14 protein-coding genes are annotated in these 15,919 nt (G+C 62.8%); 9 read left to right on the forward strand and 5 right to left on the reverse strand.

The genetic code is table 11. The features are described from left to right. Nucleotides 1-61 precede the first annotated feature (61 nt). The 5 genes from CLH61_RS10740 (at nucleotide 62) to CLH61_RS10760 (ending at nucleotide 6,604) form a co-directional block, all read left to right on the forward strand. Nucleotides 62-1,858, forward strand: coding sequence for an ABC transporter ATP-binding protein (locus CLH61_RS10740; RefSeq protein WP_099614739.1), 1,797 nt, complete (start codon nucleotides 62-64; stop codon nucleotides 1,856-1,858). Between the two features lie 102 nt (nucleotides 1,859-1,960). Further along, a complete protein-coding gene (locus CLH61_RS10745) occupies nucleotides 1,961-2,734 on the forward strand; it encodes an ABC transporter ATP-binding protein (RefSeq protein ID WP_099614740.1) in 774 nt (257 codons plus the stop codon). Continuing rightward, complete coding sequence (locus tag CLH61_RS10750) at nucleotides 2,724-3,695, forward strand: iron-siderophore ABC transporter substrate-binding protein (RefSeq protein ID WP_228152615.1); 972 nt, start codon at nucleotides 2,724-2,726, stop codon at nucleotides 3,693-3,695. The genes CLH61_RS10745 and CLH61_RS10750 overlap by 11 nt, the downstream gene beginning before the upstream one ends. Beyond that, nucleotides 3,685-5,793 (forward strand): Fe(3+)-hydroxamate ABC transporter permease FhuB, encoded by a 2,109-nt coding sequence (gene fhuB / locus CLH61_RS10755; protein WP_099614742.1) that lies wholly within the window; start codon nucleotides 3,685-3,687, stop codon nucleotides 5,791-5,793. The genes CLH61_RS10750 and fhuB overlap by 11 nt, the downstream gene beginning before the upstream one ends. Beyond that, entirely contained in the window at nucleotides 5,780-6,604 is an 825-nt protein-coding gene (locus tag CLH61_RS10760; protein ID WP_099614743.1) for a (2Fe-2S)-binding protein, read from the forward strand. Before fhuB ends, CLH61_RS10760 begins: the two co-directional genes overlap by 14 nt. On the opposite strand, the gene CLH61_RS18395 is transcribed toward CLH61_RS10760, so the two are convergent. Beyond that, nucleotides 6,549-6,719, reverse strand: coding sequence for a hypothetical protein (locus tag CLH61_RS18395; protein WP_155522955.1), 171 nt, complete (start codon nucleotides 6,717-6,719; stop codon nucleotides 6,549-6,551). The two genes, CLH61_RS10760 and CLH61_RS18395, sit on opposite strands and share 56 nt — an antisense overlap. Nucleotides 6,720-6,745: 26 nt before the next feature. Beyond that, nucleotides 6,746-8,923: a TonB-dependent siderophore receptor gene (locus tag CLH61_RS10765; RefSeq protein ID WP_099614744.1), complete on the reverse strand. Its 2,178-nt coding sequence runs from the start codon at nucleotides 8,921-8,923 to the stop codon at nucleotides 6,746-6,748. A gap of 316 nt (nucleotides 8,924-9,239) precedes the next feature. Between CLH61_RS10765 and CLH61_RS10770 the strand changes: the two genes are divergently transcribed. Further along, a complete protein-coding gene (locus CLH61_RS10770) occupies nucleotides 9,240-10,310 on the forward strand; it encodes a PQQ-dependent sugar dehydrogenase (RefSeq protein ID WP_099614972.1) in 1,071 nt (356 codons plus the stop codon). Nucleotides 10,311-10,328: 18 nt separating this feature from the next. Here CLH61_RS10770 and CLH61_RS10775 read toward each other — a convergent pair whose 3' ends face one another. Next, nucleotides 10,329-10,742, reverse strand: a complete 414-nt coding sequence (locus CLH61_RS10775; RefSeq protein WP_099614973.1) for a GFA family protein — start codon at nucleotides 10,740-10,742, stop codon at nucleotides 10,329-10,331. Nucleotides 10,743-10,868: 126 nt separating this feature from the next. On the opposite strand from CLH61_RS10775, the gene dkgB reads away from it, so the two are divergent. Next, complete coding sequence (gene dkgB / locus CLH61_RS10780; RefSeq protein WP_099614745.1) at nucleotides 10,869-11,678, forward strand: 2,5-didehydrogluconate reductase DkgB; 810 nt, start codon at nucleotides 10,869-10,871, stop codon at nucleotides 11,676-11,678. Here dkgB and CLH61_RS10785 read toward each other — a convergent pair. Together CLH61_RS10785 and CLH61_RS10790 are read right to left on the reverse strand one after the other, a co-directional pair. Next, on the reverse strand, nucleotides 11,675-12,445 hold the full coding sequence (locus CLH61_RS10785; protein ID WP_099614746.1) for a glutathione S-transferase N-terminal domain-containing protein: 771 nt from the start codon (nucleotides 12,443-12,445) through the stop codon (nucleotides 11,675-11,677). The two genes, dkgB and CLH61_RS10785, sit on opposite strands and share 4 nt — an antisense overlap. A gap of 70 nt (nucleotides 12,446-12,515) precedes the next feature. Beyond that, nucleotides 12,516-13,070 (reverse strand): sterol desaturase family protein, encoded by a 555-nt coding sequence (locus tag CLH61_RS10790; RefSeq protein WP_228152617.1) that lies wholly within the window; start codon nucleotides 13,068-13,070, stop codon nucleotides 12,516-12,518. Nucleotides 13,071-13,357: 287 nt separating this feature from the next. On the opposite strand from CLH61_RS10790, the gene dacB reads away from it, so the two are divergent. After that, nucleotides 13,358-14,857 (forward strand): D-alanyl-D-alanine carboxypeptidase/D-alanyl-D-alanine endopeptidase, encoded by a 1,500-nt coding sequence (gene dacB / locus CLH61_RS10795; RefSeq protein WP_099614748.1) that lies wholly within the window; start codon nucleotides 13,358-13,360, stop codon nucleotides 14,855-14,857. Between the two features lie 254 nt (nucleotides 14,858-15,111). Further along, a complete protein-coding gene (locus CLH61_RS10800) occupies nucleotides 15,112-15,912 on the forward strand; it encodes an SDR family NAD(P)-dependent oxidoreductase (RefSeq protein ID WP_099614749.1) in 801 nt (266 codons plus the stop codon). Nucleotides 15,913-15,919 lie beyond the last annotated feature (7 nt).

Below are 15,919 nucleotides of genomic sequence, written 5' to 3' on the forward strand. Positions count from 1 at the left end.
CTTTTAAGCGCCAGCCAAATCCGCTACCCTTGCCGCTTTTCCGGCGCTCGCGGAGCTCAACATGACCCAGCACACGATCAGCAAAACCACCAGCAGCTTCGCGGCCCTTGGCCGGCTGCTGCGCTATGCCCGAGGCTACCGCCGCCAGATCATCGCGGCCGCCACCTGCTCGGTCATCAACAAGCTGTTCGATATTGCCCCCGAAATCCTCATCGGTATCGCCATCGATGTGGTAGTCAACCAGGAAGAGAGCTTCGTCGCCTCGCTGGGCTTCGAATCCGCCCGGGAACAGATCCTGATCCTTGCCGTACTCACCTTTTTTATCTGGGCCGGCGAATCCCTGTTCGAGTACCTCTACCAGATCCTCTGGCGCAACCTCGCCCAGCGGCTGCAATCGGACTTGCGCCAGGACGCCTATGAGCATGCCCAGAAGCTCGACATGAGCTTTTTCGAGGCCCGCAGCTCCGGCCAGCTGGTGGCCACCATGAACGACGACGTCAACCAGCTGGAGCGCTTTCTTGATGGCGGCGCCAACGCGATGATTCAGGTTCTGGTCACCGTGGTTGCCGTAGGCGCGGTGTTCTTTGTGCTGTCGCCGGTGATCGCCCTGCTGGCGTTCACCCCGATTCCGCTGATCATCTGGGGCGCGTTTTACTTCCAGCGCAAGGCCGGCCCTCTCTATGCCGACGTACGGGAAAAGGTCGGCGACCTGTCCAGCCGGTTGTCGAACAACCTTGGCGGCATTGCCACCATCAAGAGTTTCACCGCCGAGCAACGGGAAGCCGAACGCCTGAAAGCGAGCAGCGAGGCCTACGTCGAGGCCAACCGCAAGGCGATCCGCATCAGCTCCGCCTTCATTCCGGTGATCCGTATGGCGATCCTGGCCGGCTTCCTGGCGACCTTTATCGTCGGCGGCATGCAGGCCCTGTCCGGCGCTCTCAACGTGGGTGCCTATGGTGTACTGGTGTTCCTGACCCAGCGCCTGCTCTGGCCGCTGACCGGCCTGGCAGAAGTCATTGACCTGTTCGAGCGGGCCATGGCCAGTACCCGGCGCATCCTCGACCTGCTTGCCGAGCCGGTGCAGGTCCGGGATGACCCGGGCAATCACCTGCCAGGACCGGTACGTGGTGAGGTAACCTTCGACGGGGTCAGCTTTCGTTATCCGGCCAGCGGTGCCGGCATTGATGGCATCTCCCTCGCCGTGCCGGCGGGCAATACCCTGGCCCTGGTAGGAGCAACCGGGTCCGGTAAATCCACCCTGATCAAACTGCTGCTGCGGTTCTACGACCCAGACGCGGGCCGCATCCTGATCGACGGCCAGCCCATCCACGAAGTGAGCCTGAGATCCCTGCGCGAAGCCATTGGCCTGGTGAGCCAGGATGTCTACCTGTTCGACGGCACGATCCGGGAGAACCTCGCTTACGGCCGGCCTGCCGCCAGTGACCAGCAGATCATCGACGCGGCACGCACGGCAGAGGCCTGGTCCTTTATCGAAGCCCTGCCACAAGGACTGGACACCCAGGTTGGCGAACGCGGGGTGCGCCTGTCCGGCGGCCAGCGTCAGCGCCTGTCACTGGCCCGCGCCCTGCTCAAGGACCCACCCATTCTGGTACTGGATGAAGCCACCAGCGCCGTGGACAACGAGACCGAGGCCGCCATCCAGCGCTCGCTGCGACGCATCGGCCACAACCGCACGGTCATCATGATCGCCCACCGGCTGTCCACGATTGTCGATGCGGACACCATTGCCGTCATTGAAAATGGCAAGGTCGTCCAGCAAGGCAGCCACGAGCAGTTACTGGAACGGGATGGCCCCTACGCCGCCCAGTGGCGGGTACAGACCGGACAAGCCTGGTGATACCACCAAAACATCATTGATACTGATTCGCATTTAGATTATTCTGCGGACTTTCCAAGCCCACCCCAGCCCCGTTGCCTCCGGGGACCGCCGGGAGTCCGCATGCCAGCATTTCTTGAAGTGGCCGATCTTGCCGTTACGATCGGCAGCAATCGCATCCTCGAAGACCTCAGCCTTGGCTTTACCGAAGGCGAAGTGACCGCCCTGCTCGGCCACAATGGCTCCGGCAAGTCCACCCTGCTCCGGGTATTGGCGCGCCAGATAACGCCGTCGGCCGGCACCGTCACCTTGCAGGGCCTACCGGTAAGCCGCACCGGCAGCCGGGAGTTTGCTCGCCAGGTGGCTTTCCTGCCCCAGCACCCGCCCGCGACCGATGGCCTGACCGTGAGGGAGCTGGTTTCCCTTGGCCGCTATCCCTGGCGGGGGCCGCTGGGTCGCTATACCCCTGAAGACGACGCGCTGATCAGTCAGGCCATTGCCGATACCGGGCTGACACCGTTTACCTACCGCTCGGTGGATACCCTGTCCGGCGGCGAGCGCCAAAGGGCGTGGATTGCCATGCTGCTGGCCCAGCAGACTCGTTGCCTGCTGCTGGACGAGCCCATTTCCGCACTGGATGTAAAACACCAGGTGGAAACCCTGCGACTCGTTCACCGGCTGGCTTCCGAACGGGACCTGACCGTCATTGTGGTGCTCCATGATGTGGACCTGGCCGCACGCTTCTGCGACCGCCTGGTGGCACTCCGGGCCGGCGAAATCATCGCCGATGGCCGGCCGGCCGACATAATGAACAGCGGGGTTCTGGAGGCTATCTATGACGTCGCCATGGGGGTCATGGAGCGGTCTCCGGGCCAGTGGGTGTCCTATGTCCACTAGGCGGCAGACGACACCCGGCAGCGGCCGGATAACGCTGGGGCTGCTGGCAGTGACGATGCTGGCGGCAGGGGTAACCATGGCGACAGCGGCGCCGGTCCACGCCGGGAGCTGGGTCCACGAAAACGGTTCGGTGAGCCTGGCGACGACCCCGAAGCGGGTGGTTGCCCTGAACTGGGCCGCCACCGAGGCCCTGCTCTTGCTGGGTGTTACCCCGATCGGCATTGCCGACCGGGACGGCTACAGCCACTGGGTGCACGAACCCGCGCTGCCGGAAGGGGTTCACAACGTGGGATCGCGCACCGCACCGAGCCTGGAGGCGATTGCCGAACTGAAACCCGACCTGATTGTCACCAGCAGTGAAATGTCACCGGCGGGAAACCTGCTCAACCGGATAGCCCCGACCTACGTCATCAGTGTCTACAAGGAAGGTCACGACCCTTACCGCCAGGCGCGCCACATGTTGCGCACCCTCGGCGACATGCTGGGCCAGACGGCACGGGCCGAAGCGGTGATTGCGGACGTGGAGCAAACCCTGGCCACCCAGCGCAGCCGCCTCGAACGCGCCGGGCACAGTGGCGACGACATTGCCCTGGTCAGCTTTCTGGATCCTCGCCATGTCCGGATAAATACCCCGAACGGCATGCTGGATACAGCAATTGAAGCGCTGGGCCTGAACAATGTGTGGCCTTATGACGGCAACTTCTGGGGTTTTTCGGTAATTGGCCTGGACGCCCTCGCGCCTTACCGGGACGCCCGGCTTGTGGTGATTTCACCCACCCTGCCGGGGCTGGCTGACAGCCTGGCGAACAGCCCGTTCTGGAGCCACCTGCCGCCGGTACGGAACCGGCAGGTTTATCAGGTCGACCCGGTGTGGACATTTGGCGGTCTCTACCCGGTCAAGCGCCTCGCGCTTCTGCTCACCGACGCCCTGCTTGCCGGAGGCAGCAACCATGTTCGCTAGCACCTCTCACAGCACCTCTGACAGCAACTCTGACAGCACCTCTGACAGCGCCTCTGCCCCGACCTCTGCCCAGCGCTCGACCCGCCACCCCACAGGCCAGCCCCCGGGGCTGCCCCGCCGCTTACCGCTGGCGACGTTGCTGCTGTGGCTGCTGGCCCTGGCGACCAGTGCGCTGCCCATGCTGCCGCAGGCCAACCTGACCACCCTCGTAACGGCGTTCTGGAGCTACGACAGCAGCCACTATGCGTCGGTGATGGCCCACTTCAGCTGGGCGCCACGGATTGCCGTCGCCATCCTGATCGGCTGTGGTCTCGGCCTTGCCGGTGCCGTCACCCAGCAGGTGCTGGGTAACCCGATCGCCTCCCCCACCACCCTGGGTGTGGAGGCCGGCGGCCAGTTTGGCGTCACACTCGCCACCCTCTACGCGCCGGCAATGCTGGCATTCAGCCCGGACCTTGCAGCCATCGCCGGTGGCCTGCTGGCTATTGGTCTGGTCATTGCGCTGACCTGGCGATTGGGCTTCTCCCCGGTCACCGTGATTCTCGCCGGCCTGGTCATCACCTTCTTCATGGGCGCCCTGAACATGGGCTTCCTGCTGCTGCAGGGCGAGTGGCTGGGCAATCTGTTTATCTGGGGGGCCGGATCACTGGTACAGAACAACTGGTCCCAGTTCCTGGAGTTATGGCCACGGGTGCTGGTGCTGGGTATTGCCCTGGTGTTGCTGATGCGACCGCTCGAGTTACTGCAGCTGGGTTCCGAGTCTGCCCACGGGCTGGGAGCCCGGGTAGATGCCCTGCGGTTGCTGGCCCTGTTTCTCGTGGTGTTGATGAGCGCAACCGTGGTCAGCCGGGTCGGCGTCGTTGCCTTCGTTGGCCTGGCAGCACCGGTACTGGCACGTCTGCTGGGCGCACGCACGTTGCGCAGCCGGCTGGCCTGGAGCACCCTGCTCGGCGGCGGCCTGTTGTTGCTTGCCGATACCCTTGCGCAGTGGGCGACCACCTGGGGCAATGGCTCGCTGGTACCTACGGGAACCACCACAGCGCTGATCGGCGGGCCGATCATTCTGCTGGCGTTGCGCGGCGTCAACAACACCCATCACATGCCCGGAGAGCCCTCCGGACCGGCCTCCTTCGTGCCCCGTCGCCGGCCGACAGGCGTTGCCGCCGGCATACTGCTGCTGGTCCTTTTAACCACCATCATCGCCGCCATGGGCTGGTCACCGGGCATCGAAGGCTGGCGCTGGACACCCCCGGCAGACTGGGCGGACGCCTGGAACTGGCGCGGACCGCGGCTGCTGGCGGCCATAACGGCCGGAGTGGCACTGGGCCTGGCCGGTACCATCATTCAGCGGATGACCGGCAATGTCATGGCGAGCCCGGAAGTTCTCGGCATTAGCGGCGGCTCGGCACTGGTGATGGTAGCCATGGTGCTGCTGGGCGCCCAGGTCGGCCGGGCCGGCCAGCTGGCGGCCGGCACCCTGGGTGCCGCTGCTGCACTGATGCTGCTGATGCTGCTGGCCCGTCGCCACCGCTTTGCCGGCAACCAGCTGTTGCTGGGCGGAGTTGCACTGTATGTATTTATGGATGCCGGATTGCGACTGGTCATGGCCTCGGGCGGAACCGTGGCCGCGCAGTTGCTGAACTGGATGTACGGCTCCACCTGGCTGGTATCGGAGTCCGAGGCGCTGGCCCTGGCGGCGGTGATGACGGTACTGATTGCCGTCACCACCCTCGCGGTGCGCGCCCTGACGCTGCTGCCCCTGGGTGAGACTCCGGCATCGTCACTGGGACTCAATGTGCAACGGGCACGAATCCTGTTGCTGGTGCTGGCCGCCGTGCTGACCGCTGCAGCTACCGTTGTTATCGGTCCCCTCAGTTTTGTCGGTCTGATGGCGCCTCATCTGGCCCGGGTAATGGGCCAGCAAACGGTCGGCCGGCAACTGGTCACCGCGGCACTGGCCGGCGCAGCCCTGCTCGCCCTTGCTGATTACCTGGCCCGGGTCGTGCTATACCCCAACCAGTTGCCCGCGGGCCTGCTGGCGGCGCTGGTCGGCGGGCTGTACTTCCTCTGGGGACTGAGCCGCCATGGCCGTCGCTGAAAGGCAGCCAGCCGTGCAGACCGAGGGGCGTGGCTGGCCGCAACGCTGGTCTGCGCTGCGGGAACTGGCGGGTGCCGCCAGCGACGAGATCCGCCGGAGCTACCGGCTGCACGGCGTTCACCGGACTCCGGACACCCTGACACTCCAGCACTGCCTGACGACGCCCGATCACCTGGTGGCACAAGTGTCCGGCGAAGCGGGCGGGAACCCCAACCCCAGGGAACTGAGGGCACGACTCTCAGTACTGCAGCAGGCACTTGCCCTGGATGTCATTGCCCCCCTCTCACTGCGGCTGATGCTGGATGGCAAAGCGCCGGCGCTGACGGCCGCCGATATTTTCCTGCTGCCCGCCGGTGGCGATCATCGCTGGCATTGGCGGGAAACCGCGACGGAGCTCGACGCAGACAGCTTTCTCACCACCATGGCCGACCACGCCAACCGCTGGTATCCGGTGTTCCGCCAGGCGTTTGGCGTCAGCCCCGGTGCCTACTGGAGCAGTGTGGGCCTCGGGCTGGGCATGCCCTTTTCGGCGTTGTACGACAAGGCGCCGCCAGCGGCACTCTGTGCCCTGGCAAGCGAGTGGCTGGAGGCTTTCGATTGTGATGCGGCAAGGTTTATTGACTGGATTCCCGCCAGATTCGACGGCAGGACATTCGGAATTCCCCAGCGCCGCGGCTGCTGTCTGAAGTACCAGCTTCCGCAGGGGGGCTATTGCGGGACCTGCGGGGTCTACCGCAAGGAACGCCTGGGCGCAATCACGCCGGCACGCCGGGCACCAGCCACACCAGGGCAGTGGTCGCCAGCAGAATGAACAGGCCGGCGCCGGCCGCCAGCTTGATACCTTCAATGATTTCATGCTCCGGTGTCACGGTTCCTGCTCCCTGTTGCTGCACGGTTGTTGAAGGATGATCAGTGGGGAGCCGCAAGCCGGCTCCCCGATACCTGGCGCGGCTCAGTACACCCAGCTTACGGTCAGGTTGGCGCTGGCCGGCTCACCGTAGAAGCCCTGTGCCGAAGCACCGAACTTCTTCAGGCTCTCGATGTACTTCTCGTCGGTCACATTGTTTACGTTGAGCGTTGCATTCCAGTTGCGGGCGAAATCGTAACTGGCCATCAGGTCCAGCACCGCATAGCTGTCCTGCTCGGTCACGATGCTCTGGCCGGCATTCGCTCCGGTAGTCGCCACGCCCTGCACCTGGCTGATCGCCGACTGCCAGCGCAGCTGGCTGCCCAGCTCCAGACCGTTAACGCCCGGCACCTTCCAGATTCCCCGCAGCTGGGCGAGATGCTCGGGAATGAAAGACTTGGCGGAATGGCCATCGGCATCCTCGATGTTGATCCATGTGTAGCCGGCAAACAGCTGGACTGAATCACTCACTTCGCCAGCCAGCTCCAGCTCCACCCCTTCACTGGTGATGCCTTCCACGCCACGATAATAGGTATCCACGCCGTTTTCGAAGGTGCCGGCGGCTTCCGCCAGGTTGTCCTGCCGGGTGCGGAACAGCGCCACCGTGGACCTGAGGCGATCATCCAGGTATTCACCTTTCAGGCCGAGTTCGTAGTTGGCACCCTCGATGGGATCGAGACGGTCACGGTTGATGTCCACTTCGGTTTGCGGGGTGAAAATCTCGCTGTAACTGGCATAGACGGAATGGTTGTCATTGAGGTCGTAGACCAGTCCGGCGTACGGTGTCTCCTCAGCGTCGTAGCTGGTTGCCTTGCTCGCTCCATAACTGGTGCCTGTGCTATCCAGCCAGGCCAGGCGAATGCCGGTGATGGCGGTCAGGCGGTCAGTCAGCGTCCAGCGTGCGGCCGCGTAGGTGCTGGTTTCCCGGTCGGTCCAGTCCGAGCCGGCGGTACCGTTATCGAATACCGGACGCGGGTAATCGCCGGTCCACTCATCCAGCGGCGGTAGCGGATCACCGATCCCCTGCCCGTAGCGGGACTCGTCCACGGTTTCCGAACGGGCCCGGGAGGCTCCCACCACCAGCTCGTGGATGCGGCCGGCCAGACGGAACGGGCCACTGGCGGACAGGTCAGCCACGTACTGTTCGGTATTCAGGTCATACTGGCTGGGGTAGGCCATCAGACCTTCACCGGTTTGCGGATCCGGGGTGCCAAACTGGTAGAACAGTTCCGAATTGCTGTCATTTTCCAGGCGCAGTACCGAACCCTTCACCTGCCAGCCACCGCCGAGGCGCTGGGTCAGTTCCACAAAGCTGTTGTGTTGCACGTTATCCCAGTAGGACCAATCCGCCGAGGTACTGGTCGAGCGGCTGTAACCGGTCGCGGTGCCATCGGTATGAAACAGGGGCAAGGCCCCCCACAGCGGGCTGTCGGTATCGGACGTCTGGGTGGCATGACCCAGGGCAAGCAGGGTGCTGGCCGTCAGGTCAGCCTCGAGTACGCCGTAGAACATCTGTTTTTGCTGGCTGTAGCGGTCCAGCCAGGAATCCCGCTCCTGGTAACCTGCCACCACCCGTCCGCGCACCTTGCCCGAGTCGGTCAGCGAACCGGACAGGTCGCCAACCACCCGGCGGTTATCCCAGGAACCGCCGGTGACCGCAACCGCCGCCCGGGTCTCTGCGGTGGGGCGCTTGCGAATAAAATTGATGGTCGCGGACGGATTCCCGGTGCCGGTCATCAGGCCGTTGGCACCCCGCAGGACTTCGATCCGGTCATAGAAGGCGGTGTCGAGGTCACCCTGTACATTGTCGTAGACCGCAGGCAGACCCACGCCGTCGTACTGAAAGTTGTTGATATCAAAGCCGCGGGAGGTGTAGTAGGTACGGTCGGTTTCCACCGATTCCACAGTGACACCGGTTGTCCCTTCCAGCACGTCGTTGACGTCCACTTCGCCAAAGTCGTCCATCTGCTTGCGGGTAATCACCGAAACCGACTGGGGGGTTTCCCGGTGGCCCAGGTTCAGTTTCAGGGCTGTGCTGGTGGTGCCGGCGCTGTAACTGCCGGTAGATTCCGATGCCGGCTCGTCACGCTCGGCCGAGACCTGGATGGCATCCAGCAATGTGGGTTCGGCTTGCTGGGCCAGCACTGCAGCCGGCAGGGAAGCAAGGGCGATTGCAGACACCAGGGCACTGCGGCGAAACCGGGCTCGCGGGGTTGGGGACATCTTACACTCCGTCATACAGGGGTTAGTCATACCTGGGTCAGGAACAAATGGTCAGGTACAAACGGGTCAGGTAAAACTGGGTTAGCTAGAGATAGCTCCATCGAATCCCCGATATCTTAATGCGAATCATTCTAATTTAAAATACCTGACAGCATCTCAACACCAAAATTCAGGTGTTCCGACAGCGGGAGCTGCTCCCCGGTGCTATGCTGATGGACACTCCGTGAATACAGGGAACAGGAGACCGCCGATGACCAGGATCATCAGGACATTCATGCAGACAACCGTCATCCTCGGGCTCATCACGGTCAGTTCTATGGCATGGTCCGCACCGGAAACCTGGCAGTCGGACAAAGCCAGTTTTCGCCTGGAAACGGTCGCCAGCGGACTGGAGCATCCCTGGAGCATTGCCTTCCTGCCCGACGGTCGGCAGCTGGTCACCGAGCGCGCGGGGCGCCTGCGGGTGATCCAGAACGGTTCCCTGCAAGAGGCCCCGGTGACCGGGCTGCCGGAACTGGTGGTGTCGGGCCAGGGTGGCCTGCTGGATGTCGTGCTGCATCCGCAGTTCACCGACAACAACACGCTGTTTCTCAGCTACGCTCACCGGAACCGTGACGGCATGACCACGCGGGTTGCGCGGGCAACCCTGAATGGCACTCGCCTGGAGGAGGTCACGGTCATCTTCGAAGCGGCCCCGCGTGGCAACACCTCCCGCCACTTTGCCGGCCGCATGGTGTTTGACCGCGACGGATTACTCTACGTGGCGGTCGGTGACCGCGGGGAAATGGACCGGGCGCAGGATCTGGAGGATGACGCCGGCGGTGTGCACCGGATAACGGTGGATGGCAAACCCGCTCCGGGCAACCCGTTTGTTGGCAAGGCCGGAGCAAATGACACGTTTTACAGCTGGGGCAACCGCAACATCCAGGGCATGGTCCGGCACCCGGTCAGCGGTGAAATCTGGAGCCATGAGCATGGCCCGCGAGGTGGCGACGAGATCAACATCATCCGTTCCGGCATCAATTATGGCTGGCCGGAAATCACCTACGGCATTGACTACTCCGGTCTGCCAATTACCAATCGGGTGAAGAAAGAAGGCATGGCCCAGCCCCTGCACTACTGGGATCCCTCGATTGCGCCGTCGGGAATGGCGTTCTATACCGGAGAGCATTTTCCCGGTTGGCAGGGCGACCTGTTTGTCGGCGCGCTGAAAATGCAGAAGCTGGTCCGGCTAACTATCGACGATGGCGAGGTAACCGAAGAGGAGGACCTGCTGACAGATCTCGGCGCCCGGATCCGTGATGTTCGCATGGGCCCGGACGGTATGCTCTGGCTGCTGACGGATGCACCGCAGGGCAAGGTTTACCGGCTGGTGCCGGCAGAGTAACCGTGTACCCGGGAGCGTTCAGTGGGGATCGTTGGTGCGCCGGGTTTTATCGAATCGGGGGATATTATCGGTAATGGCGAACCAGTCCGACCCCGAGGCAACATAGTCGTGGGACGCCGGCCCTTTGCCCAGCGGCTCATTGATGGCACCAACCCGCAGCCGCAGGATACCGGGAATGGCATCCACCCGGCTGTATAGCTGGCTGCCACAGCGGGGACAGAAACCGCGGAACTTGCCGGGGCGGGATTCGTACTCCCGGACCAGCTCCTCGCCGGCCAGATAACGGAAACGGACCGTCTGGACCGGGGCGCTGGCAGCAAAGGCACTGCCGGAAGCGCGGCGACACTGGCTGCAATGGCACAGTGAAATCGGCCCGAGCGGACCGTCGTATTCGAACTTGATATCACCACACAGGCAGTGTCCTGTCAGCACGGTTCGCCCCTTGTCATCCGGTTTTTGTGCAGGCCGCATGATACCCGCGGCCCACTTGAAGAGCCAGCACAGGGCCACCACATAACAGTCAGAACTTTTTTTGAGGGTTCAGCAAAGGAGGACGCTATGTCATTCGAGACACTTCCGCAGATCGGTATGGGCACCTTCCGGCTGCAGGGCAATGACGCCCGGGATGCCGTCAAAAGTGCCCTCTCCCTGGGTTACCGTCATATTGATACCGCCCAGATGTACGGCAATGAAGCGGAAGTGGGCGATGGCATCACCTCCAGCGGCATTCCAAGGCGGGAAATCTTTGTCACCACCAAGATCTGGCACACCCATCTGCAGCCTGACGACCTCATCCACAGCCTGCACGACAGCCTGGCCAGGCTGAAAACCGATCATGTGGACCTGACGCTGATCCACTGGCCTTCACCCGGTGACGAAGTACCCATGGAAGACTATCTTGGTGCCCTGCGCAATGCCCAGCGCGAGGGCCTGACCGAGCACATTGGCCTGTCCAACTTTACCTGTGACCAGATGGACCGGGCGCGGGACATTCTCGGCAACAGCCCGATCCTCACCAACCAGGTGGAGGTGCATCCGTTCCTGGCCAATCGCAAGGTGGTCGGGCATGCCCAGCAGCTGGGCATGCAGGTCACCGGCTACATGCCACTGGCGGTCGGCCGGGTGATGGAGGACGAGACCTTGCAACGCATAGCCGCGGAACGCAACGCGTCACCCGCGCAGATTGCCCTGGCGTGGGTGGTCAGTCGCGGGATAGTTCCCATTCCCTCCTCGACCCGGCCCCAGCACCAGAAGGCCAACCTGGATGCACTGAAAATCCGTCTGACCGCAGAGGAAATTGCCGCAATCGATGCCCTTGATCGCGGCGAACGCCTCGCCAATCCGTCCTTCGCCCCGGTCTGGGACTAAACCGCGTACTGCTGCTCGAGGTAGTCGAGAATGCGGGCAGACTCGAACAGGCCCTGCCCGGTATTCGGGTCTTCCAGATAGGGCACCTGCACCCGCCGGTGCTGCTGGAAGAAGGCATCGCGCTTGCCGCCGGGAATCGGCGTATAGGGCCCCGGTTTGATGCGCTGCCTGGCCGGGCCGACTTCGCTCCAGTGTTCCTTGCCGAGGTTGTGCAGCGTGTAGGGGATCTCCAGTTCACACAGCTTTTCCCGCACCAGGCGGGAAAACGGGCTGCCCTCAAAACTCCACAACTCCAGGGCCTGTTCCGGCACCCTGCCCTGCCGCGCCCGCATACCGCGCAGGCCACTGGCGGCGGATGCCGCAGAGCCCAGCACCGGCTGGTAGCTCCGGGCGCGATAATAGCGGGGCACCGGGCGACCGGCGTACTGGCTGAACAGGTAGTCGACAATGGCTGCCGACTCATACATGACCGTATCGGTATTCTGGTCGACCAGCAGCGGGAACTGCTGCTTGCCACCCAGCGCCTCCGCTTCGGCACGGAAGCGACGCCCACCTTTCGGACAAGGGCGGATCTCCACATCCAGATTCAGTGCGGTAAGCGCCTCACGCACCCGGCGGCAGAACGGGCACGCCTCGATGTCATACAGAAGGATCGGTTTTTCCGGCTGGACCGCCTGCTGAACCACCAGGCACCCGCGCCACGCCGTCAGGGACGAGGTGGCCACGGAACCGAGGACATTCAGGTTATGGGTAACAACATTGGGCATGGACAAGACCTTCTTCAGTGGTTCAGAGCCGGCCTTGCCGGGCCGGCCGCGGGTATCGCAAACGTCGGTATTATGACGCCGGCTGGCGACTTTCCATTGGCTCCCGGGTCCCCATAAGGTTGTCAAACCAGGGCCTGGTAACGCACCAGTTAGCGTTGGGGTTCCGCCCCATATGGTGATCGTAGTGCCAGGGCAAATGCTCCCGGGCCCACTGGGGATCCAGGTGTGACTTCCTGTGCACCCGGTAATAATTCCAGGCACAGTAATAGAGAGTACCGACGAAGAACGGTGCCACCGGCAACAGCGGGGTCACCGCTGCAGCACCGGCGACCAGGGCGGCCACTTCCTTGGTCTGGGCATTCCAGGTCAGGGGCGGCTGACGGTAATCCTCGTCGAGAAAACCGTTCTTGCGAACACTGCGGTGATGATCGTGCCAGTGAAAGGCCCAGAAACTGTCGCGGTTGCGGCCCAGGCCATGCAGCACTTGTTTGTGGAAAACCCATTCCACAGCGTTGGCGGTCAGCAGACCAATGGGGATACCAATCATCAGGCTCTCCTTCTGGTTGTTGTTGGAAAGACGCTCGGGTACCGGAACAGGAGACGCCTTTTGGCGGGAAGATGCCATGACCGCAGCGCCACCGATGACTCCGTCAGATCGGTTGGCCGAAAATGACCAGTCTAACTTCATGATTTCCATGGAGCACTTACAAGCTGTCACAAAAAAGCAAACTAAACCATAACCCTACTGGCATTTTTTAACGTCATGTAGAGCTTGCCCACATAGAACAACCGGGAAAGATGGGCTATTGTTAACCCACTGAGAACTCATTTGAGCCCTGTACTATGCCGCGCCAAGCACCGGTCTTGCACCAGACCACAAAAAAACAGAATAACCGGCGCAGCGTCAGCCTTATGCAGGCTGTAGTGGCGACTGCCCTGGTCCTGAACATTGCCCCTGCCCCCGCGGCCGAACCCGGCGACCGGTCCGACGGCAATTTCCGGGTGTGGAGCAACGAAATCCGCGATTACGCGCTGAAGTCCCTGAAGGATGAGAATGCCCTCAGCCTGGCGGCAGTGCCGCTGAATGGCCCGGGGATTGAACAGTTCATCAATGCCGATACCCTGATGAGTCCCGGCTCCATCATGAAGCTGGTGACCACCTACGCGGCCCTGGAGATTCTCGGGCCGACCCATCACTGGAACACCAGCTTTTACATGGACGGCGAGGTTCGGGGCGACACCCTGGACGGCAATCTCTATGTGAAACTTGGCGGCGACCCCAAACTGACCCATGAGCGCCTGTGGGGCCTGCTGGGCGAACTCCGCGGCATGGGCATCAGTGCCGTTACCGGAGACCTGGTGCTTGATGGCAGCTATTTCCGCCTGTCAGGGGGGCTCCCGAAGTTCGAGGATAACGGCGACAACCCCTATCGCCCCTTCCTGGTGGAGCCCTCCGCCTATCTGACCAACCTGAACCTGCTGCACTTCCAGGTCCGGGCTGACGAACGGGGCACCCAGGCCTGGACCACCCCGGCCCTGACCGAAGTGGTACTGGATAACCGGGTAACCGCGCTGCCCGAAGGGCCATGCCCGTCACGCCGCAGCTTTACCTGGCAGCCGGTGTTTCACGATGATAACCGGGTAACGGTAAGGGTCAGTGGCGAACTGCCCCAGGGTTGTCGCACCACAGCGTATATGTCACTGCTGCCCCATGAGCAGTACACGGCCTCGCTGATCCGCAGTTTGTTGACCGACATGAACATTACCATTGCCGGGCAGGACCGCACTGATACCACGCCGGAGGATGCCCGACTGATCCTGCGGACCACTTCGCCGGACCTGGTCACCATGGTGCGGGACATCAACAAGTGGAGCAGCAACGTCATGGCTCGCCAGCTGCTGCTGACCATTGGCGCCGAAACCCGTGCCGCCGACGATGACGACGACCGGGTTACCGGCATCCGCGCCATCTATCAATGGCTGGAAGCCAAAGGCATCAATACCGCCGGCATGGTGATCGATAACGGCGCAGGATTGACCCGCCACGGCAGGATTACTGCCCGCCAGGGCGTGCAGATTCTGCAGCACGCCTGGGAGAGCCCCTATGGCGCCGACCTGATGGCCTCCATGCCGCTGATCGCCATGGACGGAACCATGGCCCGCCGCCTGCGCAACACCGGCCTCGATGGCCAGGGCCGGATCAAGACCGGTTTTCTGGAAGATGTCCGTTCGATTGCGGGCTTTACCCGGGATGAAACGAACACTACCTGGGCGGTCGTCGGCATGATCAATACGGACCCCGCCTGGAATGGCCAGTCGGTGCTGGATCGGGTCATTTACTCCCTGCATTACCGTCCACCCACCGGTACCACAGTGTCCCAGGCCGGCACTACGGAATCGTCCGTGCAGTAACCGAAATCGCCTCCATATGAGCAGGCAGGCTGCATGACTGCATCCCTGCCTGCTCCCTGAAAACAGTTCAGTTCCGATCGACCCGCCAGATTTACCGGCTGCAGCCTGAAGCAGCCACGTCGCCCCCCCCCACTCTACCCTGCCAGTTAAAGAATTGGCTCGCCCGACCAATCCCGCAATCGGTTGGATTTTTTCATTTTGCCTCTTGAATATTTCGAGCGCTCGTTCTATTTTTGGGTTCCGGAGGTCGAGATATGAACAATTCCAATAACACGAACCCTGGCAATAGAGACTGGTCCCTGCACGTTGGCGGCAAGACCGCACTGGTCACCGGCGCCGCTGGCGGCCTGGGCCACAGCTTTACCCGGTGCCTGCTCGAAGCCGGCGCCACGGTCATCGTCAGTGGCCGCCGCCGCGAGGCGCTGGAATCTCTCAAAAGCGATTTTCCCGAGCATGCCGGTCGGATCCATGTGGTCACCATGGATGTCACCGACGAGACGAGTGTCACCGAAGCCTTCGACACCATGGCCGATGACGTCGGCATTCCGGATGTGGTGGTTTCCAATGCCGGCGTCGCCACCAGCAAAAAGGCCCTGGACCATACCGGCTCCGACTGGGACCAGGTGGTCGACACCAACCTGAAGGGCTGCTGGCTGGTGGCCAATGAGGCCGCCCGCCGTCTGTCCGCCATCAACCGGGGCGGCAGCATCATCATGATTTCTTCCATCCTGGGCCATCGGGTGGCCGGCAACGTGGCGCCCTACGCGGCGGCCAAGGCCGGTGTCGAGCAGCTGACCCGGGCACTGGCGCTGGAATGGGCCCGTTATGGTATTCGCGTCAATGCCCTGGCTCCCGGCTACATAGAGACCGATCTTAACCGTGATTTCTTCGCGACCGAGCCCGGCCAGAAAATGATTCGCCGGATCCCCCAGCGCCGCCTCGGCCAGGCGGGGGATCTGAGCGGGCCATTGCTGCTGCTGGCCTCGGACCTTTCCGACTACATGACCGGCAGCACCCTCGTGGTGGATGGCGGCCATCTTCAATCCTCGCTGTAAGGAGCAG

Source organism: Marinobacter profundi (genome assembly GCF_002744715.1).
Classification (GTDB): Bacteria; Pseudomonadota; Gammaproteobacteria; order Pseudomonadales; family Oleiphilaceae; genus Marinobacter; species Marinobacter profundi.